Origin of the sequence: Psychrobacter sp. 1044, from assembly GCF_904846525.1 — a bacterium.
Classification (GTDB): Bacteria; Pseudomonadota; Gammaproteobacteria; order Pseudomonadales; family Moraxellaceae; genus Psychrobacter.
The window spans coordinates 79,628-103,166 of sequence record NZ_CAJHAZ010000003.1; the positions used below are offsets into that span (position 1 = coordinate 79,628).

Genomic DNA, 23,539 nt, shown 5'->3' on the forward strand with positions numbered 1-23,539 from the left:
ACAGTTCATCGTTAATTTTACATCCAAAAAAACGCGCTATATTAAATAGCGCATTTTTTATATTGTGGCAATAATAAAAACAATTAGCTCTCTGGCGTCCAACCTTGTGCACGCTCATAATCTTCATTATCTAAAAATTTATCTCGTTGTTCGGTGAGGAATTTTTTGGCAGCAGGATCTAACATGCTTAGATGGTTTTCGTTAATCAGCATCGTTTGCTGTTCAAGCCATTCTTTCCATGCTTTTTCAGAGACCGTTTCTTGTAGCTCCTGACCTTTTTTATTAGGAAAAGGGGGGTGCGGCATTTTGGGCAATTCTTGCTGATATTTACGGCAAAATACCGTATTGGCTTGCGGATTAAAAGTCTCAGTCATAAGGCGTTCCTTATTATGGTTTGGTTATGATAAAAATATGTTATTGAATCACTCATGAGAATAGTTATACCAAACCCAAAAAGTAAGATTAGCTGTGTCAAACTCGCTTAGCCTACAAGGCGTAGTACTTTGACTCGTTTTCCTTGCTACTCTAATTTCTGTGAATGGTATTAGTTAGCACTTATTCAGCATAAGTGACTTAAATATTATTAGCTGAATTTACTTTACCTCATCATGGTATCAAAAACACCCGCAGCAGGGGCGGGTGTTTTTTATGGTAGAAGCTGTCAGGTCAACAATGCGCTTTTACGCAAATACCTCTAAACGGCTACGACCGCGAGCAACGGCTTGCTTAACTTGATTTGGCGCTGTACCACCTAAGTGGTCACGGGCTGCTAATGAGCCTTCTAACGTTAAATATTCAAAGACATCATCACCGATTGCATCGCTAAATTGCTGTAGCTGCGCCAATGACAAATCGCTCAAATCAACACCTTCTTTGATACCCAAAGCAACCGCATTACCCACCACTTCATGAGCATCACGGAACGCCACGCCTTGGCGTACCAAATAATCTGCAAGGTCAGTCGCAGTCGCATAGCCTTTCATCGTAGCGGCGCGCATGTTTTCTTTATTTGGAGTGATATTCGGTAGCATATCAGCAAAAGCCAATAAACAGCCGGTAAGCGTATCGACGCAATCAAACAACGGCTCTTTGTCTTCTTGGTTGTCTTTATTATAAGCAAGAGGCTGGCTTTTCATCAGGCTAAGGAGTGTCATCAATTGGCCAAAAACACGTGCTGCTTTACCGCGAACCAACTCTGGCACATCAGGATTCTTCTTTTGCGGCATGATGGATGAGCCAGTACAGAAGCGATCAGGGATTTGCACAAAGTTAAACTGCGCTGACATCCATAGGATAATCTCTTCGCTCATCCGTGACATATGCATCATAAGGATAGACGCGGCTGAGGTGAACTCAATCGCAAAGTCACGATCTGAGACGGCATCAAGCGAGTTTTGGCAAATACCTTCGAAACCCAGTAATTCAGCAGTAATGGTACGATCGATGGGGAATGTCGTGCCAGCAAGGGCAGCACTACCAAGCGGCATTTGATTAATACGGCGGCGCGCATCGACCAGACGTTCGGTATCGCGATATAACATCTCAAACCACGCCATGACGTGATGACCAAAGCTCACTGGCTGCGCCGTTTGTAAATGCGTAAAGCCGGGCATAATAGTGTCAGTATGCTGCTCAGCCAAATCAAGCAAACCACTTTGCAAGCGTACTAATAAGGCAATGATATTATCTGTCTCTTCGCGTAGCCAAAGACGAATATCAGTGGCAACCTGATCGTTACGGCTACGACCCGTATGCAGTTTCTTACCAACAGCGCCGATGATGTCAGTCAAGCGCGACTCAACATTCATGTGCACGTCTTCTAGCGCGATTGACCAGTTAAACTCGCCAGCCTCAATCTCGCGCAGTACCTGATGCAGACCATCAATAATGGTGGCTACTTCGTCAGCGGTCAAAATGTCACATTCTTTAAGCATGGTCGCGTGGGCGATTGAGCCTTGAATATCGTGACGCGCAAAGCGTTGGTCAAAGCCAACAGAGGCGGTGAAGGCAGCGACAAAGCTGTCCGTCGCTTCACTGAAGCGTCCGCCCCACATCTGCTGGCCTTGGCTGTTTGAAGGACTGCTTACAGGGTTGTTTTGTGCAGCGTTATTTGTTATCGGAGCATCTGTGCTAGAATCAGAGACAGATGGGTTTACATTTGATTCGGGACTACTAGGTTTTGAAGAATTGGCGTTCATATCGGTACAAGACAAGTCAGCAGAATAAGAGCTCAAGTATAGCAAAGGATGAGGTTGCCTTACTAGCGGAGCGCTTAGAGTTTTTTATTCCCAAGCTCATGGAAGTCATGAAGCCTTGGCAGTGGTTCATTTATATCTTTTTTTGGTCACTATTTGTCACGGTAATAAATCGCTATGATATTGCTACGTGGTCAGATTTTTTGATTCAGCTGTTTAGCAGAGTCCTGCAAAACACCTTGAGTATTATTCCTTCCTTATACCTCATTGATTATTTGCGCCCCATTTTTAAGGGCATGAGCATACCTAAAGCCAGCATGTATGTGCTTGCCTTACTCATGGTGGCATCTACCATATCCATGATTTTAGTCATGCTGGTAATGATTAATGTTGGTTGGTTTGAATATGATCGTCAAACTTTTATTCTAAATATATTGTTTGATGCGATGATTAGTGGTGGCTTTACCTTAGTGTTCTTACTGTATTTTTTACGCCGTTATCGTGAGACGAATGCGCTCAAACAATCGTTTGAGCAGAAATTGAGTGCACAAAACGATGTGATCAAAGCACGAATTGCCCCGCATTTTTTCTTTAATACCATTAATACCCTTGTGTCACTGATAGAGTCCAATCCAGCAAGAGCTTCCGCTTTATTACAGCACGTTTCTGCCTTATTCCGTGCTAGTTTCAATGGGGCACGAGAGATTAGCTTTGAAGAAGAAATTGCTCTTTGTGAGCACTATCTAGCGATTGAGTCTAGCCGCTTAGCGGATAAGCTTGAAGTGAGTTGGCAATTGCCTGACGAAGATGTCATGTATGACATGGTGATTACCGCCTTGACCTTACAGAGCGTGCTAGAAAAAATGCTGCTGAATGTGGTGGAGATGACCACTGAAACCATTTATATCAATATTAGAGTCACTTGGCAGCAGCATCGGGTTGTGATTACGATTGGTGTCGCGCTGCCGAAAAAAACCATGATTATTAACCATGATTTACGTCAGCACATGAACTTTTATATTCAAGCGGAACGTTTACGGGCTTATTTCGGTCAAAGTGCGGATATTAAAAGTAGCGTTACCAGTAGTCGAATTATTACTGTCATCGACTATCCGCTGCAAGATGTTAGTTTATGACCGTTTTTTTTGGCTTAATTTTGTATTTTATTTCTCAAGAAATAGGTATGGCATACTTATTGCACCATATTTATAGCTAATGGGCTGTTTTACTTTATATTTAGCCATGATTCCCCATAAAAATTACTATCGATAAATGCATCGCAATAAAACTCAATGCACAAGGCTATTAACGTCAATATAGCCAGTTATTGTTTCATGAAATAATTAAAGGTTTTTATGCTAAGTGATTGGTAATGAGTGCTAATATGTTGGTAAGGCCATTGAAAAAAATACTAAGTTTATCCTGGGATTGGAGTTTGCATGCGTATCGTAGTTTGTGATGATGAGCCACTAGCACGTGAGCGTTTGGTTAGAATTGTACAGGAGTCAGGTCATCAAGTCTTTGCTCAAGCAACCACGGGTGCAGAAGCCATTATCGCTGTAAAAACTCAGCAGCCAGACATCATATTATTAGATATTCGTATGCCTGAGATGGATGGGGTGCGCTGTGCGCAAGAGCTTGCCAAGCTTGAGCATCCGCCAGCCATTATATTTGTCACCGCTTATGATCATTATGCCATTGCCGCGCTAAAAGCCAATGCGATTGGTTATTTATTAAAGCCTGCCAATAAAGATGAGTTACTAGAAGCACTAGATAAAGCGAAAAATTTGAACGCGGCGCAGTTAAATGAGATTCGTAAACTTGAAGACCCAACAGCGCGGCCAGTACGTGAGCATATCGCTGCTCGTACTCACCGAGGCGTTGAGCTCATCAAGCTCAAAGATATCTATTATTTTACCGCCGATCAAAAGTACGTCAAAGTCCGTCACAAAGATGGCATTGTCCTGATTGATGAGACGCTAAAAGAGCTTGAACAAGAATTTGAGGATCGGCTGTTTCGGGTGCACCGTAATGCCATCATCAACCTCAGCTTTTTGGACTTTTTAGAAACGTTGGATGCAGGACAATATCAAATACGCTTTAAAGGCATTGATGAGACACTCGCGGTTAGCCGCCGTCACTTACCTGCATTACGTGACAAGATTCAAAGCATGTAAACGGCTGTTTCCATTGTGAAATGACAGCAAAACAACCGTGAAATAATCACCCCATATCATCAAACCCTTATTTATGCTTAAATAGGGGTATTTTTTTGCGTCAGCATGGACTATATATGGTTTATATCGCCCATTTTTTGTGGAAAATTTGCAGTATGGTCTAATACTGACATGCATAGTACTGACGTGAATAGTATCGAATTTATTGAGGCCCTTTATGAGCAATCCGCAGCAAACTGCTTTGACTACCTTGAATATCGCCACGCGCCAGAGCCCTTTAGCACTATGGCAAGCTGAGCATATCCGTGCTCGTCTACTAGATTTGTATCCTGAATTGACGATTAACTTGCTAAAAATTGTCACTAAGGGTGACAAGATTTTGGACACACCTTTGGCTAAAATTGGTGGTAAAGGTTTGTTTGTCAAAGAGCTTGAGCAAGCACTATATGACAAACAAGCGGACATCGCGGTACATTCATTAAAAGACGTACCGATGCAGCTTCCAGAAGGCTTGATGCTGGGCGTCTATTGCAAACGCGCCTCACCGACTGATGCTTTTGTGTCTAACACCTATAATAGTATTGATGAATTGCCGCAAGGGGCAGTCGTTGGCACGTCAAGTTTGCGTCGTCAGTGTCAGCTTAAAGCCTATCGCCCAGACCTACAAATCAAAACCTTACGCGGTAACGTCGGTACACGTTTGGGCAAGCTAGATGCTGGCGAGTATGATGCGATTATTTTAGCGACCAGTGGTTTGCAGCGTATCGAGCTGGATGAGCGCATACGCGGCGAGCTTGATATCAATGCCTGCCTGCCTGCGGTTGGTCAAGGCGCCTTAGCGATCGAATGCCGTGAAGGTGATGATGAGGTGTTAAAATTACTGGCACCACTGAATGATCATAAAGCTCGTATCCGTCTCATTGCTGAGCGCGCGCTGAACCGTCACTTAGAGGGTGGCTGCCAAGTGCCCATTGCTGCTTATGCCGTTTTACAAATGGCGGATGAAACAAGCAGCAACAATGATGATAACGGTGACAATGGCAATAACGACAACGGCAATGTGTTATGGCTACGTGGCCGCGTCGGTCAAGTGGATGGCTGTGAGCTGCTAAAAGCAGAAAAACGCGTCACGTTGATTGGCACACAAGCCGAGCAAGAAGTACAGGCTAATCAGCTTGGTATTGATGTTGCCAATATACTGCTTGCCGATGGCGCGGGTGATATCTTATCCGCGATTTATCATCCTGAATAACAGGCCAGTATTTTAATTATCTTAGTCATAGCCCCAGTATTATTGATGCTAGGGCTATCGTTAAGCCAATTCTATCAGTCTTTTGTCATGGTACGTCTATGTCATCAACATTAAATCACGCCCAGCTTATTGCTAACGGTCAATCAAATAATGAGTCATCACTTACGCAAGTAGTCATTAATACTCGCCCAGTAGAGCGTGCCGCTGCATTGACGGATTATCTACAAGCAGCAGGGCTGACGGTGGTAGAGATACCGATGTTGACGTTACAATCGCGCCCAACGACTGAGCAAGACATGACTCTGATGCGGCATTGGCTAGCAGGTGATTATAAAGCGCTTGTGATTGTTAGCCCAACGGCGGCCGCTTCAGGACTGGCTGTTTGGCAAGCGCTTGAAGATGAGCGTCAAGCTCAAAACCATGACAATGACAATGACAATAATGAGCGAAAAAACATAGCAATTAATGCTCTGCAAGCGCCGAGCTACTTGATTGCCGTGGGTGAAGCGACTGCGTCGGTGTTAAATAATGCCAAAATCGAGGCATCAAATTACCAAGTGCTTCAGCCGCATATTGCCAATAACGAAGGTATGCTAGCGATGCCTGAGATTGAGCGTTTGCAAGCAGGTGACAAGTTGCTCGTGTGGCGCGGATTGGGTGGTAGGCGACTATTGGTCGATACGTTGCTGGCACGCGGTGTGCATATCGATAGTATTGCTTGGTATGAGCGCATAATGCCGGTCGATGCGATGGCTCAATACGAGCAGTGGCTACAAGGGTTTTTAGCTCGCAATGGTATGCAAGATACATCAGCTAGTCAGCCAAAGCCAATCGTTGTCGTCAGTAGCGGTACAGCCTTTGAGCATTGGGAAAGCATCGTTCGGGCTGTAGCAGAAAAGGCATTAAATCAAGAAACAGCCAGAGAAAATCCCGCTATTTTGCCCTATGAATTGTCAGACTTTTCTTATGTGGTGTTGGGTGAGCGTTTAGCCAATATGGTCGCTGATCAGCAGTTAAGCTATTGGCGTGTGGAAGATTTGGCGCCAGAAACCATTCTTGCTGCTATCCATGCTAAAGCCTGTTAAATGTATAAATGTACCAACCGATGATCTGTCCTTATCTATTATGTTTCACTTTTTATTTATTTGCTTTAAACCTGTTTTAGCCAAAATAACGGTGCTGCCTTATGTCAATCAATTCTGAATCGTTATCTCAGGAACCTTCTGCTACTCAGCAGCGCCGACAAGCAAATGTGTTTTTGTTGCGCCTGCAGTGGCTGGTTATCTTGTTGCTTATCGCCGCCCTATTGTGGCTCTACATCAGCCAACAGCGTTTCCAACATAGTGTTAATGAGCGTTTGCAAAGCAACGAGCAAGTCGTCAGCCGTCTGAATGAGATGGATGACCGTCTATTTTCGATGAGTCAGCAGACGCTGCCAGAGCCTCGATCTGCCGCCAGTAGCCAAGCGCAAAACCAGTTAGATTTATTGCGTATTCAGATACAAGCCGCTGATAGATTATTGGCAGACAATAACGACAGTGCGGCGATTGATTTGTTGCGTGGTCTACATTGGCAGCTTTCGCAAAGCGGCAATGAGATTGCTCCAGCGCTAACGGTTGTGATCAAACAAAGCTTGATGAAAGACATCGAACGTTTGCAGGCAAGCAGCTCACAGCCTAGTCCTTGGCAGCTGCAAAACCTCGCCATCCAAAATATTCAAGAGTTTTTGCACAGCTATGAGCGTGTGAGTAGCGAGGCGACACCGCACAATAGCACCGATAGTAATATGAGCCTCTCGCGCAAACAACTGACCATTCACGAAGTGATTATGACCTTAAATCTGGCCAGTCAAGCCAGTAATATGCGCGAACAAGAGCAGCTGGTTGGTTATCTGCGTCAAGCACGAAATCAACTACAAACCTTGGTGCCGAAGTCTGCTATTCCGCAACAGTCAGCGCCAAAGGCAGCCGTGACTAATACTGAAAACGCCTCTAATGCTACGTCCGTAGGCAAAAAACAAACCTCTACCGACAAGAACCTACCAACCAAATCCGCTCCGACAAATATCGCAGAAGTTATAGATTGGTTAGATAAATTGATTGCCAATGCACCGAAACCAACGCCATTGTTGACCACTCAGATTTTGGATAAATCTCAGCGTTAGTGGTTCAGTGGATGTTGATTGATAGATTTATGAATATAAAAATAAGAGAAGTGACATTATGGACAGTTTGAATCAAGCAGCACATGCAGCCTCCAATATCGCAGATAATCATCCTGACGAATTGTCTCATTACCCCATTATTCATCACCAGCCCATTCACTGGGGCGAAATGGATGCGTTTAACCATTTAAATAATGTGATTTATTACCGTTACGCTGAATCAGCACGAATTGGCTATTTGCAGGCGCTAGGTATGTTTGATGGTAATATGGTGACGGTATTGGCACAATCAAGCTGCCAGTATTTACGCCCAGTGACTTATCCTGATACTTTGCTATTAGGAGTGCGCTGTCAGCGCTTGGGTAATACGAGTATCGTGATGGAATATAGCTACTATAGCATCGCGCAAGCAGCCATCGTCGCGACGGCTGAGGCAGTCGTGGTACGTCTCGATAGTGAGGGAAAGCGTAAGTTAGCTTGGACAGAGGAAGAGCGCGCTCGGCTATTGGCATTAGAAGCAAAAGTTGGTCATATACCGAAGCTTTAGCACTGAATATTAAATAAATGAAAAAAAGGGCACGCTAACGTTACGTTAGCGTGCCCTTTTGCTATTTGACTGATATCGAATCAGCGAGCCAAACAGTCAAATATTAATCTTGCTTTGGCGCATGTACGAAATCGATGACGTTCAAGTCAAAGCCTGATAATGCGTAAAACTTCATGGGTGATGATAATAAACGCATATCACGAACGCCTAAATGACGCAAAATCTGTGCGCCAACACCAATGCTGCGATACGGCTGCTGAGTAATGGTCGATTGCGATTCATTGTCTGCCGCTTTGTCTAACGCCTCTCCTAAATCTATTGGCTGGTTGCTACCAATCCAAACTAATACGCCGCGATCTGAATTACTGATTTCCTCCAGCGCTGAGCGTACGCTCCAGCCGCTACGACCCGTCATATCATTTTTGGCAGCAAACAAGTCGCGTAGTGGGTGAAAACCATGGACACGGACGGTGCTGACGCCTTCGCTCACATCGCCTTTTACCAAAGCCAAATGCGTTTCATCAGCGCCAAATTCGCGGAAGCGATGTAGCGTAAAGGTACCGTATTCCGTTTCAAAAGGACGCGACTCAATTTCTTCTACCGTTTGCTCGTTCGCGATGCGGTAGTTGATGAGGTCAGCAATTGTACCCATCTTGATGCCATGCTCTTCGGCAAATATCTCAAGGTCATCACGGCGCGCCATCGTACCATCAGCATTAATGATTTCGACAATCACTGCTGCGGGCTCAAGCCCTGCTAGGCGTGCTAAATCACAACCAGCTTCTGTATGTCCAGCGCGGTGCAAGACGCCACCATTTTGAGCCATGATTGGGAAGATATGTCCAGGCTGGACGATGTCTTCAGGTTTTGCCGAAGAAGAAACCGCTGCTTGAATCGTACGTGCACGGTCAGCAGCAGAGATACCCGTTGTAACGCCTTCAGCGGCTTCGATAGAAACCGTAAAGTTGGTACTAAATTTTGCCTCGTTACGATCAGACATCAGCGGCAATGCCAACTGTTGGCAGCGTGCTTGTGACAAGGTCAAGCAGACCAAACCACGTGCATGAGTAATCATAAAGTTAATATCTTCAGGGCGCACATGGGTCGCTGCCATAATGATATCACCTTCATTTTCACGGTCTTCATCATCCATTAAGATGACCATCTTGCCAGCACGGATGTCTTCGATAATCTCAGGAATCGTATTTAAACTCATAGTAAGTCTCAATATTTTATTATTTATAGATAGGTGTGATGTGGAATATAAAGCATTCTCTGTCTATTGTAGCAGTAGATGCTACAGGGCGCTGTTGCGGTTAGGCAAAGTGCATTGGATCAAATTGATCCACCGTAGACATTATGGAATCATTGCTTATATATCAATATGAGGACATTTTAACGCTTTTCAGCCCACTGTGCTGATTCATCTCGAAACTATATGGGCCAGACTGTCAAATATAGTGATAAGTATTACGAATGGTCACGACGATTCACGTATTCAATGACATAGTAAGCAAAGGGATAATCGCCCATGTGAGCCATCAGTCATTACTGGCTGCTTGGCTTTTTAGCCAATCCATAAACTGTTTACTGTGTTGCTCGCGCTGGTTGTCGGCAAATTCATAAAAGCTGCTACCAACTAAATTGTCTGGCAAATAGCTTTGTGGATAATAGTGATTGGGATAATCGTGTGGATAGGCGTAACCTTGGCCATAGCCTTGATTGCGCATCAGTTTGGTCACGCCATTACGTAGGTGTAGCGGCACAGGAGAGGCATCTTTTTCTGCCAACGCCATCGCAGTATTGATGGCTTTATAAGTGCTGTTACTTTTGGCACTGGTCGCCAGATAAACCACTACTTGCCCCAAGATAATACGCGCTTCTGGCATACCAATTGATTGCACACTACGCAATGCTGCATCGGCAAGCAGTAAAGCATTAGGGTTGGCATTACCAATATCTTCACTGGCCAAGATGACCAAACGCCGCGCGATAAAATCAGCAGGCTCACCGCCCACGAGCATCCGCGCCATCCAATAAAGCGCGGCATCAGGGTCTGAGCCACGTACGGACTTTATCATCGCCGAGATAATATCATAATGCTGCTCGCCATCTTTGTCATAGCGAACTAGAGCTGTTTGGGCGACACGAGCGACCAATTCATCGTTAATGACGAGCGGTGATTGCTTAGTGTCCGCCGTTTGAATAGCAAGCTCTAATAAATTTAGCGCCTTTCTAGCATCGCCGTGCGCCAGTTGGCTGATAGTGTCCTGTGCTTGTAAATCAACCGTCAAATTCTTTAGCACTGAATCTTCTGAAATTGCCCTTTGCAATACCGCACTGATTTGCTCAGGCGTCAGTGGCTCTAAACGATACACTTGGCAACGTGATAGCAGCGCATTATTGACACTAAAGGAGGGGTTTTCAGTTGTCGCACCAATCAAGGTAATATCACCAGATTCGACCGCGCCCAGTAAGGCATCCTGCTGAGCCTTGTTAAAGCGGTGTATCTCATCGATAAAAACCACTGGCGATTCAAATGCTAATGAGTCCTTATTTTCTAACACTTCTCGCAGCTGTTTGACCCCAGTATTCAAGGCAGACAAGGCATGAAAAGGTCTGCCAACAGCATCAGCCAACAGCATGGCAATAGTCGTTTTGCCGATGCCAGCTTCACCATGCAAAATAATCGATGGCAGATGTCCTTGTTCGACCAAACGCCGCAAGGGCGCACCTGCTGCCAGTAGATGTTCTTGACCAATGATTGCATCAAGTGTCGTTGGGCGCATACGCTGGGCAAGGGGTGTGTCGGCATGAAAATTAGGCGGCATAGAAATCTCTATTATCAATTTAAACAGCTATCAATTAGTTCATAACGACAGTGATTAATGGGTTTTTATTGCTGCATCTAAATGACTACATCCTAGATTACATTCATCATTGCTATGGAAAAAGATCATATCTGTCTGTTTGGCATGATTTTCGCACTAATGAATATTAGACATGAGTAGTAAAAGTAGGCTAATTTATAAAGATGCTATTTGGTATGTGTCTTGGTATGTGTCATACACGATAGGCTAACGCAGATTTACGTTAATAAAAGTCAATCAAGTGTACAGCTTATGTCCCAAATACTTTGATTTTTATGCTTTTATCCCTATTAACGGTTCAATAGCATTGATAGATCGCAGATATCACGCGCGATTTACGACCTATCATTTGTGATCATCCATTCATTAGGCATAAGGTATTACTGTCATGATGTCTCCGCCGATATTACAGTGCTTGTTTGCTCGCTATTTACATCGCAGTGCCAAGCAGCAATCACGTTTGCTTACTACAGGTGAGATAGCGCTGGCGCGGTCAGTATTTGGCGACAGTATCAATCTCGATGAGGTTCAGCTCAAGACTGCTTGGTGGGTGTTGAAACATTATGCCGTTAGTCCTAATGGCAATATTTATTTTAACCGAGCAGATTGGATAATAGATTTTAGCGATGCTTCATTGAGTAAAAAAAGCTGGCTGATACATGAATTGACCCATGTATGGCAATTACAGCAAGGCTTAAAAGTGGTGCGCGGTGCACTTATTGATCGCCGTTATGATTATGTAATCAAGACAGGCAAATCCTTCTTTAACTACGGTATCGAACAGCAGGCGCGTATGGTTCAGGATTATTTTATTCGTCGTCAGCGTGGACAAGACTGTCAAGCATTAGAAACTTGTATTCCATTTTTAATCGTAAAGTCTGACGACAATATGAAGTGATATCCATTGGCAATGGATTGCCATGACGACTTTGGTTTTTATTATTTTGCCTTAACAAGGACACGTACCCTTATGTTTAAATTTTTGCCAAAAAAGCCTAATTATAAAATGAATAAAGGTGTGGTTGATGATTCTATCAATCAAAAAAACACCCTTTTACAGCACTCGTCAACCTTGCTTGCGGCAACACTCAGCGGCGTATTGCTGTTAAGTGGCTGTCAGCAGCAAGCAGAGACTCAACCTGCGCCAGAAGACAGTCAGAGCGTTGAAAAAACGAGCACTGAAGACAGTCAGCCTATGCGCCCAAGTGATTCTGCTGCTACCCGTATAAAGCAGTTTCAGCCTATCTATGTCGCGCAAGCACAAAGGCTACAGCGTCGTTTACAAGCAGAGTATGAATCCTTACAAGCCGCTGATAGCTTAGATAGTGAGGATTCATTGATGCTGAATGATGATACTGCTGCTAGCGATACTAATACTAATAACGTGATGAAGAATAACAGCGATACAACTGATAGCAGCTCACTATCTGCTGACACCACAGATGATGAAGTGGATATCCCCGCTGAGGCTGATATCAATACCAGTACGGAAGTTGGCGAGCGTGATTTAACGGTGTTAAAGCGCATTAGCCTTGAGCCGCGTAAGCCTATCATGCTAACAGAAGATCAAATCATCGAAAGCTACCAGCAAGCGATGGAAGCGCTTTATCAGCCTGTGACGACCCCTCTTAGCGCAGAAGATGTTGATACATTAATTAATATCGCGACATTGGCTCCGCAATTATTTGAGCATGCAGAAATTGCCGGTAGGCTCAGTGCCAAGAGCCCAGCATTAGCGCGTTTGATTATTCAGCATCAGGTTTGGGAGCAGATAGAAGCTCAGCAAGTGATTGATATGCAGCAGATGAAACTGAATCAACAAAAAGAATTTGAGACGCTTATGACTAAGTTTAATGACACCATTAAAGGTTATGATGAGCAAATTGCCAAATATGAGCAGACACTAAAAGAATTCCAGTAGCCGTAATTTTGTCACTCAATCAGTTATTCATTCAGTAACGGATAGGGTTTTTAGAAAATGTAATGTGGCTAACCGTATCAAATGAGACAGTAAGAACTATAAAACATGAGCCATAAAAAAAGAACCATAAAAAATCCCGCACGATGGCGGGATTTTTTATAGTTCTAAAAACTAAAATATAAGTGACTATTTACGGTCTTCAACTTTAACGAAGTCGCGATGCGTTTCACCAGTGTATAACTGACGTGGACGACCGATTTTGAACGGTGTGCTGTGCATCTCTAACCAATGGCTGATCCAACCAGAAGTACGAGCCAATGAGAAGATTACGGTAAACATTGACGTTGGGATACCGATGGCTTTAAGGATAATACCCGAGTAAAAATCAACGTTTGGATACAAGTTACGCTCAACGAAGAACGGGTCTTCTAAAGCGATTTTCTCAAGTGCCATGGCAAGCTCAAGCTTAGGATCATTGATGCCCAATGCGCCTAATACTTCGTCACAAGTTTCTTTCATCACTTGTGCGCGTGGATCAAAGTTTTTATAAACGCGATGACCAAAGCCCATGAGTTTCACTTCACGGCTCTTCACTTTTTCCATGAATTCAGGCACATTTTCAACTGAACCGATCTCATCTAACATCTCAAGCACGGCTTCGTTCGCGCCGCCATGTGATGGTCCCCAAAGGGCGGCGATACCAGCAGCGATACACGCATAAGGGTTGGCGCCAGTAGAACCAGCTAGACGTACCGTAGACGTTGATGCGTTTTGCTCGTGGTCAGCATGCAAAGTAAAGATTTTGTCCATGGCACGAGTGATGACGTCATTGGTTTTATAATCAACATCAGCAGGCGTGGCAAACATCATGTATAAGAAGTTTTCAGCATAGCTAAAGTCATTGCGTGGATACATGAACGGTTCGCCTTGCGAGTATTTATAACTCATCGCAGCAAGCGTTGGCATTTTAGCGATTAGACGGATAGCCGTGATTTCACGATGCTCTTCGTTACTGACATCTAATGCTTCATGATAAAACGCGGATAAAGCACCAACGACACCAACCATAATGGCCATTGGATGCGCGTCACGGCGGAAGCCTTCAAAGAACTTGCGCAATTGATCATGAACACCCGTATGCTTACGGATTTTTTCAAAGAAATCTGCTTTTTGCTCAGCGTTCGGCAAATCGCCATGAATCAAGGCATAAGCCACTTCTAAATATTCAGCATTGTTTGCCAATTGATCGATAGGGTAGCCGCGGTGTAGTAGCTCACCCTTACCACCATCAATATAAGTAATCTTTGATTCAACAGGGGCGGTTACTTTAAAACCAGGGTCATAAGACCAAAATCCTGATTCTTGTAGAGCAGCAATATCTAGAACTGGACGCCCTAAAGTACCTTCGATAATAGGAAACTCGTATTCTTTACCATTGACGGTTAGTTTGGCATTAGTGTCAGCCATAAATTGCTCTCCATTGGTTTTAGCTTGTTAGAATAAAATTACGACAGACGCATACCCTCGGTCTATCGTTAGTCAAATCATAAAAATGCATTTAACTCATTTAATACGCAGGGTATATTAGCAGTAATTACTTATGATTTGAAAAGACTTTTACCATCAATAGCACCAATTGGCACGGTTTAGTCGTGTTTATTCACTGTAATTTTTGTATCAAAATATGTCTGATTGGTTATTTTGCTTAGAAAGCTTGTTTTTATGACAGTAAGTACAGCTACATTATCCGCATAATTTTTAAAGAATTTTACGATAATAATGTAGCAGGTTTTATTAATATTCGGGTTAAAAACAGACAGAGTATGCGTAGTAGACGAATTGAGTTTGGCGTAAATTTCCTCAAAATTGAGCAATTTTGGCAAATACGTATGACCGCTGTCTATTTATTTGTTAACCCAGCGTTTGCCTTTTACTACTTAGGGGATAAATTTGTAATTATCGCCCAGTCATTTTATAATTGTAGGAACTTAACTGGCACTCGCTTTGTGCGAATTGATAAGTGGTCATGATGTAGTGTCGTTTTTCTATTCATACTCGGTTATGGCTGAGTAGCACAAGAGCAACGACGCACTAGCGTTTTGATAGACAATATCTGTAATCCAGGGTTTGAATGCTTTTGTTAACTGTTCTATTTTTAAGTCATTAGTAAAAGGGCTGTATTGATATCGATGACGGAGTAGCGTTGTTTTTATTGATATGACCAGTAAAAATAGACTAGTTAATCGATCTTACTCATGTTTATTTTCTTTGTTGTATAATAGACGGGTTGTTTTATAGACCTGTCGATTTGACGAGCGATATTAAACAGTTTATCAATACCTTGTACCCCACGATCCTTTCTTCATATTTAGCGCAAACTAAACGAAGTCAGCTAGCTCTTCCTTACTTTATTCGTCTCGTGTGTTGCTCAATGCTTAATCGACATCAGTGATATCAAGCGTTGATAGCAGATACAGGAGTATAACCGCAAAAAGGATGCCCGCTGTGAAAAGCAACCGACCTATTGATCTGCCTTTAAGCCAAGTGATTAGCGTTAATCGCTCACCGATTGCGATCGCCTCTATCTTGCATCGTATCTCTGGCATTATTTTATTTTTATTGATTCCTGTCATGCTGTGGTTACTACAGAACTCATTGGCTTCGGCTGAGAGCTTTGCAACCGTATTTGACAATGTACTTGTGCGCTTCTTAGCATGGATATTTGTTGCTGCGATTGCTTATCACTTTGTGATGGGCATTAAGCACTTATTCGCTGATATGGGCATGAACGAAGAGCTAAAATCTGGCCGCACCGCGTCTATGGTTAGTTTTGTGATTGCAGCGATTCTAATTGTCGCGTCATTTGTATGGGTGATGTTCTAATGATAAAAAATGATTCAGGAATCAAAAGTGCGACTGGTCTGACAGGTTCAGGCTCACGCGATTGGATTATCCAGCGTATTAGCGCTGTCGTTTTAGCCGTTTATAGTGTGGTATTGCTGGGCTTCTTTTTGACGCACGGCGATGTTACTTATCTTGAATGGTCATCATTTATGACCAGTTTACCTATGCGTCTATTTAGCTTGGTGGCGGTACTTGCCCTAGCTGGTCATGCTTGGGTTGGTATGTGGACGGTTTTCACTGACTATATTACCACGGGCAAATTGGGCTCAAGCGCAGCAGGTCTACGCTTAGTGCTACAGTCATTGATGATTATCGCTATTTTAGTGTTTCTATTTTGGGGTATTATGATTTTTTGGGGTACTGGTTTCGGTGTGGTTGCTGTTTAACGATAGCCAATCCCCTATAATCTGGATACGGTGTCAGACTCGCCTAGTCTACTATTTGTAGTTCTGGTGACATGCCCTCCTTGTATCCATATTATATTGAACAGACTATGTATTGATAATATTTATTTATCTGCAACTTGATTTATCTATAAACAATAACGGACGTGACTAGCAAATATCAAAGTCATCCGTTAGTAGCCAAAAATAGTCATAGCCAATCATAGCGTTGGACATCATTGACTTAGTCAGTCACTTATATAATAGGTGCGCTATGGTTTAGTCAGTGAGCGAACCCAATATAACGATAGATATGCAAATTAGGTGGTTAAAGGTTGTGAGCGTCATCTACTTTTATAATTGCAAATAGTGGCAAGACAATAAAGTGTTTTGTCCAGCAATAGGATGATTTTGAGACAGCCTTTTTATTTACTTCTAAGCATTAATAGGCATTAGGAAAACCGTAATGGCAACTAGACAAGATAATACCATTAGTAATATTAAGACGCTAAACTACGATGCAGTCATCGTTGGTGGCGGTGGCTCAGGTATGCGTGCTTCACTACATTTGGCAGAAGCGGGCATGAAAGTTGCCGTTTTGACCAAAGTATTCCCAACCCGTTCGCACACGGTTGCGGCTCAGGGCGGTATCGGCGCAAGTTTGGGCAACATGAGCAACGATAACTGGCATTTTCACTTTTATGACACCGTTAAAGGGTCAGATTGGTTGGGTGACCAAGACGCGATTGAATACATGTGCCGTGAAGCGCCAAAGGTCGTTTATGAGCTTGAGCACATGGGCATGCCGTTTGACCGTAACGAAGACGGCACGATTTATCAGCGCCCATTCGGTGGTCATACCTCAAACTATGGCGAAAAAGCCGTACAACGTGCATGTGCTGCAGCTGACCGTACGGGTCACGCGCTATTACATACGTTATATCAGAAGAATTTGCAGCAAGGCACTGAGTTCTTTATCGAGTGGATTGCGCTTGATTTGATCAAAGACGAAGCGGGTAATATCAACGGTGTTATCGCGCTTGAGCAAGAGACAGGTACGGTTGCTGTATTCCAATCACCAATTACTGTCCTAGCGACAGGTGGTGCAGGTCGTATCTTCGCCGCTTCTACTAACGCTTATATCAATACTGGTGACGGTATTGGCATGGCCGTTCGTGCTGGTATTCCATTACAAGATATGGAGTTTTGGCAGTTCCACCCAACAGGTGTCCACGGTGCAGGCGTACTGTTAACTGAAGGTTGCCGCGGTGAAGGCGCTATCTTACGTAACAAAGATGGCGAAGCGTTCATGGAGCGCTATGCGCCAACCGTGAAAGATTTGGCACCACGTGATTTGGTTTCTCGTTCTATGGATCAAGAGATCAAAGAAGGTCGCGGCTGTGGTCCAAACGCTGACCATATCGTAATGGATATGACCCATTTGGGTGTAGAAACCATCATGAAGCGTTTGCCATCGGTATTTGAGATTGGTAAAAACTTCGCTAACGTTGATATCACCAAAGAGCCAATTCCCGTTATTCCAACCATTCACTATATGATGGGCGGTATTCCAACCACTATCCACGGTCAAGTAATCACGCCTGATCTAGAAGCAGGTACGGATGAAGACGGTCTATATGCAAAAGGCAACGTGGTTAAAGGTCTTTATGCTATCGGCGAATGTGCTTGTGTCAGTGTTCATGGTGCCAACCGTTTAGGTACGAATTCACTACTTGATCTATTGGTATTTGGTCGTGCTGCTGGTAAGCATATCGTTGATGAATTCCATCATGCCGATCATAACTATAAGCCTCTAGATCCACGCGTGCTAGATTATACGGTCGGTCGTTTAGACAAGCTGCAACAGTCGACTGAAGGCTACAATGCCCAAGACGTGGCTGACGAGATTCGTGCAACCATGCAAGCGCATGCGAGTGTGTTCCGTACGCAAGCGATGATGGACGAAGGCGTTGAGAAGATTTTAGCGCTTGGTGACAAGATTGAAAAAATCCATTTGGCTGATAAATCACAAGTATTTAACACAGCGCGCATTGAAGCATTCGAAGTGGCTAACTTGTATGAAGTGGCCAAAGCGACGATGGTATCAGCGGCAATGCGTCACGAAAGCCGCGGTGCTCATAGTGTGTCTGACTATGACCGTCCAGAAGATGATGATTACGCACCAAATGGCCGTAATGACCACGAGTGGATGAAGCATACCTTATGGTATTCTGAAGGTAATCGCATCATTTATAAGCCAGTTCGTAAAGTACCACTAACGGTTGATTATATCGAACCGAAAGTTCGCGTCTATTAATTTTAGACTGCGCAATTTAGCGATACGAACAGCGTAAACGTTTTATTTTTTATTCATTTATTAAAAGGTGACCGCCAGCTACATGCTCATGCCAGCGTGACAATATGATTAGTTGATATTTGATAATTACTGTCAATATGGGCTAATCAATAGCGCTGATATGTTGCAACCTTTGTATGCCCGCCATCACCTACGTGTGGAGTTTAGCATTATGAGCCGAGGTACTCGCACCATCGAAATCTATCGCTACGATCCTGATCTGGACGCAGCGCCGCGCATGCAAACGTATACGATTGAGTTGCTAGACTCAGATCGTATGTTGCTTGACGTGTTATTACGCCTAAAAAAGGAAGACGAAACACTGACCTTCCGTCGCTCTTGCCGTGAAGGTATTTGTGGCTCTGATGGCATGAACATCAATGGCAAAAATGGTCTAGCGTGTCTCATTAACATGAACACTCTGCCAGAAAAAGTCACGGTTCGTCCATTACCAGGTCTACCTGTTGTTCGCGATTTGGTTGTTGATATGAACCAATTCTATGAGCAATATGAGAAAGTACATCCGTACTTGATCAATGACCAGCCAGCGCCGCCAACTGAGCGTTTGCAGTCACCTGAACAACGCGAAAAGCTAAACGGTTTGTACGAATGTATTCTATGTGCATGCTGTTCAACCAGCTGCCCATCGTTCTGGTGGAACCCTGATAAATTCTTAGGTCCATCAGCACTACTGCATGCTTATCGCTTCGTGGCTGATAGCCGTGATGGTGATACGCAAGCACGTTTGGCGCGCTTAGATGATCCATTTAGCCTATTCCGTTGCCGCGGTATCATGAACTGTGTATCAGTATGTCCAAAAGGCTTGAACCCAACCAAAGCAATTGGTCATTTACGTAATATGCTCATTGACCAAGCAGGTTAATCGTTTATAATTGTCTGGTTTTTTTGCAGATAGCGTACGAAAAACACCACCTAATCATTAGGTGGTGTTTTTTATGAGCAATATATCTGAGATTATTTAATTTTTTCAGTGTCAGATAGGGCTTACAGAGACGATTATTCTACATAGTTAAAGGTAAGGCTTGGCTATCAATACGTTGGTTGTATGTAAGAAGGCATGATATATACGTCAGCAATCTATATAATTGGTGTTAGAAAAAAGTATTCAGCCAGAGATATTCACCACGTTAAATGTTAGAATAGCGCATTATTTTAATAATTAGTTGTTTTGACGAACCACTATTAGTCATTAATGTTTAACTTACTAATAAATAAGTATTCAAAACAAATAATAGACTGGAATAATGCATTCAAAATGATAGTAGATATTCATTACCTAAATAGTTAGTATTGAACAAACAAACTATGGCGCGAAACGCTGTCATGCTACTCTATACAGCAACGTATGTTTGCCATAAAAGTAATGATAGCTTGGGAATAACCAGACGTTCCAGCGAGGATAGCCAAATAATAGGCCAGCTGAAGGCGTCAATAATTCATCGATCGTTTATCTTTGATGAATTGGTTATGACTAACTTCAGTATATATAAATTAATGTTGTGAGACGAGTCAGATAACAAAACTGGACGTTCACAAATAATTATATTTTTAATATAGGTATTGTAATGGCACTTATTATCACTATTTAGCATCACTGTCTGTCATAAGCAAAAGCACAGACAAGCGTACCTTTCTTTTATAGTAATAAGTGTGGTTCATAAATCAGTACTGAACAGAATACGATTGAGTTTTTACAGCATTAAGTATTTAGATGTCTCACATACAACAGATTACACAATAATAAGCACGATTCCATTCATTTATCTATCAAATAGACGATTATTATGAATAGTATAACTAAAGAAGCCGCAAGCCTAGGACATACAGAACTGGCTGCTGACAACGCCAGCTATATAGAAGCTCTTTATGAGCAGTACCTAAACGACCCTGATAGCGTTGATACCGATTGGCAAACGTATTTTGAACAATACAAATCGCCAAACGATGCACAGCATAACGCTATTAAGGAACAGTTTTTGTTGCTTGCTCGCAACCAAACTGCCAACAAAGCCAGCACTCAAGCGTCTGATGCAAATGCAGGCTTAGCCGACTGTGCAAACCCTAAACAAATGGGTGTACAGCAGCTAATTTCAGCTTACCGTCGCCGTGGTCATCGCCGCGCCAAGCTTGATCCGTTAAATCTACATCCACGTGCAGAAGTGGAAGATTTGACCCTTGCTTATCATAATCTTTCAGAAGCTGATCTTGATACAGTATTTCCTACCAATGATTTAAATATCGGTAAAGACGAAGCGCCTTTACGTGAAATCATCGAAATTATGGAACGTGTTTACTGCCGTTACATTGGTACTGAATACATGCACGTTACCACCAGTACTGAAAAACGCTGGATGGAAAAGTATCTAGAAACCAACTTAGGTTACATCAAGTTTGATAAAGAAAAGCGCTTATCTATTCTTGAGCGCCTCACAGCAGCTGAAGGTCTAGAAAAATACTTAGCACGTAAATATACGGGCGTTAAGCGTTTCGGACTAGAGGGCGGCGAAAGCTTTATCCCTGCTATCAATGAAATCATCCAACGTGCAGGCGGTTATGGCACTAAAGAGATGGTCATTGGTATGGCTCACCGTGGACGCCTAAACCTACTGGTCAATATCTTAGGTAAAAACCCTGCGGACTTGTTTGACGAGTTTGATGGTAAAGTACAGCCAGAAAAAGGCTCAGGTGACGTTAAATACCATAATGGTTTTTCATCAAACGTGATGACGCCAGGCGGTGAAGCGCATTTGGCTTTAGCATTTAACCCATCACATCTTGAGATTGTCGCACCGGTATTGCAAGGCTCTGTACGTGCCCGTCAGGTGCGTCGCAACGATCAGCCACTTTTAGACAATAAAGGCGGTAATTCAGTATTGCCAATCGTTATTCATGGTGATGCTGCGTTTGCTGGTCAAGGCGTGGTTCAAGAAACGTTCCAAATGTCACAAACCCGTGCTTATACCACTGGTGGTACTGTACATATTGTGATCAATAACCAAGTCGGTTTCACGACCAGCCGTCAAGAAGACGTGCGTTCGACTGAGTACTGTACTGACGTTGCAAAAATGGTACATGCACCTATCCTACATGTGAACGGTGACGATCCTGAGTCGGTCGTATTTGCCGCGCAGTTAGCATTAGATTACCGTCATGAGTTTGATAAAGACATCATTATCGATCTGTTCTGCTATCGCCGTAATGGTCATAACGAAGCGGATGAGCCGTCAGCGACTCAGCCACTCATGTACGCAGTTATCAAGAAACTACCAACGACTCGTACGATTTATGCACAAAAACTCATCGAAGACGGTATTTTGAATGCTGAAGAAGAAAAGCAGTATGAAGATGACTATCGTGAGTCTTTAGACCGTGGTGACTATGTTGCAAACTCATTGGTTAATGAGCCTAACGAAGAATTGTTCGTCGATTGGAAACCTTATTTAGGTCACGATTTGGTGGATGATTGGGATACCAGTGTCGACATCGAGATTTTAAAAGGGTATGGACGTCGTATGGCGGAAATGCCAGAAGGCTATAAGTTACAACGCCAAGTACAAAAAGTGGTTGAGCAGCGCTTGGCCATGCAGACAGGCGAAGAGCCATTGAACTGGGGTGCAGCTGAAACGTTGGCATACGCATCACTAGTCGATAACGATAAAGTATTGGTACGTATTACTGGTGAAGATGTGGGTCGCGGTACTTTCTCACATCGTCATAGCGAAATCTATAATATCAATGATGGCAGTATGTATGTGCCATTGGCTCATATGAGTGACACTCAAGCCCGCTTTGCCACTTATAACTCATTGTTATCAGAAGAAGCGGTATTAGCCTTTGAATATGGTTATGCAACGACAGTACCAAATGCCTTGATCGTCTGGGAAGCGCAGTTTGGTGACTTCGTCAACGGCGCGCAGGTAGTGATTGACCAGTTTATCTCAAGTGGTGAGACCAAGTGGCAGCGCGTTTGTGGTCTAACTATGTTATTACCACACGGTTTCGAAGGTCAAGGTCCTGAGCATTCATCTGCTCGTCTTGAGCGTTTCTTACAGCTATGTGCTGAAGACAATATGCAAGTAATAACGCCAACGACACCTGCGCAGATCTATCATGCGCTACGTCGTCAAGCAGTTCGCCCAATTCGCAAGCCATTGATTGTCATGTCACCGAAGAGTTTACTACGTCATAAGCTAGCCACTTCAAATCTTGAAGAGCTGGCGAATGGTAAGTTTGAAACGGTACTGCCAGAGATGGACAACCAAAATGCAGACCAAGTCACTCGTATGGTGCTTTGTGGTGGTAAAGTTTATTACGATTTGCTTGAGCAGCGCCGCGCCTTAGGTCTAGATCATGTCGCTATTGTTCGTATTGAGCAGCTCTACCCATTACCAGAGCAGCGTTTGATGGCTGAGATTGAAAAATACAGCAACTTGGCTGAGATCGTTTGGACGCAAGAAGAGCCGCTGAACCAAGGCGCTTGGTATTATTTAGCACCACATATGTTCCGTATCGTCGTACCACACCCAACCAAGGCGAAAGTCATGGAGCCAGTGGCGCGTCCTGCGAGTGCAGCACCTGCCACAGGGTCACCGAAACTGCATGCTCAACAGCAGCAAGCGTTGATCGCTGGTGGTCTTGGTATCAGTGTCGATGAGTTGGCTAAGTAACAGATTATTGAAGATAAATGAATCAGGCGATAACAGTCAGTATGTTGTAATAAAATCTAGATAGTATTATCTAAGATCGCTA

The 23,539-nt window shown here is 43.5% G+C and carries 18 protein-coding genes; 13 read left to right on the forward strand and 5 right to left on the reverse strand.

The annotated features are described in order from the left end of the window. Positions 1-83: 83 nt before the first annotated feature. Both JMX82_RS02900 and argH read right to left on the reverse strand, forming a co-directional pair. Complete coding sequence (locus tag JMX82_RS02900; RefSeq protein WP_060490196.1) at positions 84-374, reverse strand: oxidative damage protection protein; 291 nt, start codon at positions 372-374, stop codon at positions 84-86. Between the two features lie 306 nt (positions 375-680). Next, positions 681-2,054, reverse strand: coding sequence for an argininosuccinate lyase (gene argH / locus JMX82_RS02905; protein WP_198330504.1), 1,374 nt, complete (start codon positions 2,052-2,054; stop codon positions 681-683). Positions 2,055-2,179: 125 nt separating this feature from the next. Here argH and JMX82_RS02910 point away from each other — a divergent pair, with 125 nt between their 5' ends. From JMX82_RS02910 to JMX82_RS02935, 6 genes are all read left to right on the forward strand, one after another. Further along, positions 2,180-3,331 (forward strand): sensor histidine kinase, encoded by a 1,152-nt coding sequence (locus JMX82_RS02910; protein WP_201539409.1) that lies wholly within the window; start codon positions 2,180-2,182, stop codon positions 3,329-3,331. Between the two features lie 303 nt (positions 3,332-3,634). After that, positions 3,635-4,372, forward strand: coding sequence for a LytR/AlgR family response regulator transcription factor (locus JMX82_RS02915; protein WP_201539410.1), 738 nt, complete (start codon positions 3,635-3,637; stop codon positions 4,370-4,372). Positions 4,373-4,589: 217 nt separating this feature from the next. After that, on the forward strand, positions 4,590-5,624 hold the full coding sequence (hemC, locus tag JMX82_RS02920; protein WP_201539411.1) for a hydroxymethylbilane synthase: 1,035 nt from the start codon (positions 4,590-4,592) through the stop codon (positions 5,622-5,624). Positions 5,625-5,722: 98 nt separating this feature from the next. Continuing rightward, positions 5,723-6,709, forward strand: a complete 987-nt coding sequence (locus JMX82_RS02925; protein WP_201539412.1) for a uroporphyrinogen-III synthase — start codon at positions 5,723-5,725, stop codon at positions 6,707-6,709. 101 nt (positions 6,710-6,810) lie between these two features. Continuing rightward, the gene (locus JMX82_RS02930; protein ID WP_201539413.1) at positions 6,811-7,788 is read left to right on the forward strand and encodes a hypothetical protein; all 978 of its coding nucleotides are present in this window, start codon (positions 6,811-6,813) and stop codon (positions 7,786-7,788) included. Between the two features lie 58 nt (positions 7,789-7,846). After that, positions 7,847-8,335, forward strand: coding sequence for an acyl-CoA thioesterase (locus JMX82_RS02935; protein ID WP_201539414.1), 489 nt, complete (start codon positions 7,847-7,849; stop codon positions 8,333-8,335). Positions 8,336-8,438: 103 nt separating this feature from the next. On the opposite strand, the gene ribBA is transcribed toward JMX82_RS02935, so the two are convergent. After that, entirely contained in the window at positions 8,439-9,551 is a 1,113-nt protein-coding gene (gene ribBA, locus JMX82_RS02940; RefSeq protein WP_055123670.1) for a bifunctional 3,4-dihydroxy-2-butanone-4-phosphate synthase/GTP cyclohydrolase II, read from the reverse strand. A 325-nt stretch (positions 9,552-9,876) separates the two neighbouring features. Continuing rightward, positions 9,877-11,166, reverse strand: coding sequence for a replication-associated recombination protein A (locus JMX82_RS02945; RefSeq protein WP_201539415.1), 1,290 nt, complete (start codon positions 11,164-11,166; stop codon positions 9,877-9,879). A 430-nt stretch (positions 11,167-11,596) separates the two neighbouring features. On the opposite strand from JMX82_RS02945, the gene JMX82_RS02950 reads away from it, so the two are divergent. Together JMX82_RS02950 and JMX82_RS02955 are read left to right on the forward strand one after the other, a co-directional pair. Further along, positions 11,597-12,103, forward strand: a complete 507-nt coding sequence (locus JMX82_RS02950; protein ID WP_201539499.1) for a type IV secretion protein Rhs — start codon at positions 11,597-11,599, stop codon at positions 12,101-12,103. Positions 12,104-12,175: 72 nt separating this feature from the next. Then, on the forward strand, positions 12,176-13,126 hold the full coding sequence (locus tag JMX82_RS02955) for a hypothetical protein (protein WP_201539416.1): 951 nt from the start codon (positions 12,176-12,178) through the stop codon (positions 13,124-13,126). Between the two features lie 186 nt (positions 13,127-13,312). Here the strand turns inward: JMX82_RS02955 and gltA are convergent, their stop codons facing one another. Further along, positions 13,313-14,593, reverse strand: a complete 1,281-nt coding sequence (gene gltA, locus JMX82_RS02960; RefSeq protein ID WP_045455400.1) for a citrate synthase — start codon at positions 14,591-14,593, stop codon at positions 13,313-13,315. 1,029 nt (positions 14,594-15,622) lie between these two features. Here gltA and sdhC point away from each other — a divergent pair. The 5 genes from sdhC (at position 15,623) to JMX82_RS02985 (ending at position 23,457) form a co-directional block, all read left to right on the forward strand. After that, positions 15,623-16,009, forward strand: coding sequence for a succinate dehydrogenase, cytochrome b556 subunit (gene sdhC, locus JMX82_RS02965; protein ID WP_201501781.1), 387 nt, complete (start codon positions 15,623-15,625; stop codon positions 16,007-16,009). Positions 16,010-16,029: 20 nt separating this feature from the next. Then, complete coding sequence (sdhD, locus tag JMX82_RS02970) at positions 16,030-16,416, forward strand: succinate dehydrogenase, hydrophobic membrane anchor protein (RefSeq protein WP_227500963.1); 387 nt, start codon at positions 16,030-16,032, stop codon at positions 16,414-16,416. A 463-nt stretch (positions 16,417-16,879) separates the two neighbouring features. Beyond that, entirely contained in the window at positions 16,880-18,730 is a 1,851-nt protein-coding gene (sdhA, locus tag JMX82_RS02975; protein WP_045443095.1) for a succinate dehydrogenase flavoprotein subunit, read from the forward strand. Positions 18,731-18,941: 211 nt separating this feature from the next. Next, positions 18,942-19,652, forward strand: a complete 711-nt coding sequence (locus JMX82_RS02980) for a succinate dehydrogenase iron-sulfur subunit (protein ID WP_055123743.1) — start codon at positions 18,942-18,944, stop codon at positions 19,650-19,652. A gap of 922 nt (positions 19,653-20,574) precedes the next feature. After that, positions 20,575-23,457 (forward strand): 2-oxoglutarate dehydrogenase E1 component, encoded by a 2,883-nt coding sequence (locus JMX82_RS02985; protein ID WP_201539417.1) that lies wholly within the window; start codon positions 20,575-20,577, stop codon positions 23,455-23,457. Positions 23,458-23,539 lie beyond the last annotated feature (82 nt).

Coding starts and splice junctions, on each gene's coding strand:
- sdhC (WP_201501781.1), top strand. CDS start 15,623: ATGCCCGCTGTGAAAAGCAACCGACCTATTGATCTGCCTTTAAGCCAA.
- argH (WP_198330504.1), bottom strand. CDS start 2,054: ATGTGGGGCGGACGCTTCAGTGAAGCGACGGACAGCTTTGTCGCTGCC.
- JMX82_RS02915 (WP_201539410.1), top strand. CDS start 3,635: ATGCGTATCGTAGTTTGTGATGATGAGCCACTAGCACGTGAGCGTTTG.
- JMX82_RS02950 (WP_201539499.1), top strand. CDS start 11,597: ATGTCTCCGCCGATATTACAGTGCTTGTTTGCTCGCTATTTACATCGC.
- JMX82_RS02925 (WP_201539412.1), top strand. CDS start 5,723: ATGTCATCAACATTAAATCACGCCCAGCTTATTGCTAACGGTCAATCA.
- JMX82_RS02935 (WP_201539414.1), top strand. CDS start 7,847: ATGGACAGTTTGAATCAAGCAGCACATGCAGCCTCCAATATCGCAGAT.
- sdhA (WP_045443095.1), top strand. CDS start 16,880: ATGGCAACTAGACAAGATAATACCATTAGTAATATTAAGACGCTAAAC.
- gltA (WP_045455400.1), bottom strand. CDS start 14,593: ATGGCTGACACTAATGCCAAACTAACCGTCAATGGTAAAGAATACGAG.
- JMX82_RS02945 (WP_201539415.1), bottom strand. CDS start 11,166: ATGCCGCCTAATTTTCATGCCGACACACCCCTTGCCCAGCGTATGCGC.
- JMX82_RS02985 (WP_201539417.1), top strand. CDS start 20,575: ATGAATAGTATAACTAAAGAAGCCGCAAGCCTAGGACATACAGAACTG.
- JMX82_RS02980 (WP_055123743.1), top strand. CDS start 18,942: ATGAGCCGAGGTACTCGCACCATCGAAATCTATCGCTACGATCCTGAT.
- hemC (WP_201539411.1), top strand. CDS start 4,590: ATGAGCAATCCGCAGCAAACTGCTTTGACTACCTTGAATATCGCCACG.
- JMX82_RS02930 (WP_201539413.1), top strand. CDS start 6,811: ATGTCAATCAATTCTGAATCGTTATCTCAGGAACCTTCTGCTACTCAG.
- JMX82_RS02955 (WP_201539416.1), top strand. CDS start 12,176: ATGTTTAAATTTTTGCCAAAAAAGCCTAATTATAAAATGAATAAAGGT.
- ribBA (WP_055123670.1), bottom strand. CDS start 9,551: ATGAGTTTAAATACGATTCCTGAGATTATCGAAGACATCCGTGCTGGC.
- JMX82_RS02900 (WP_060490196.1), bottom strand. CDS start 374: ATGACTGAGACTTTTAATCCGCAAGCCAATACGGTATTTTGCCGTAAA.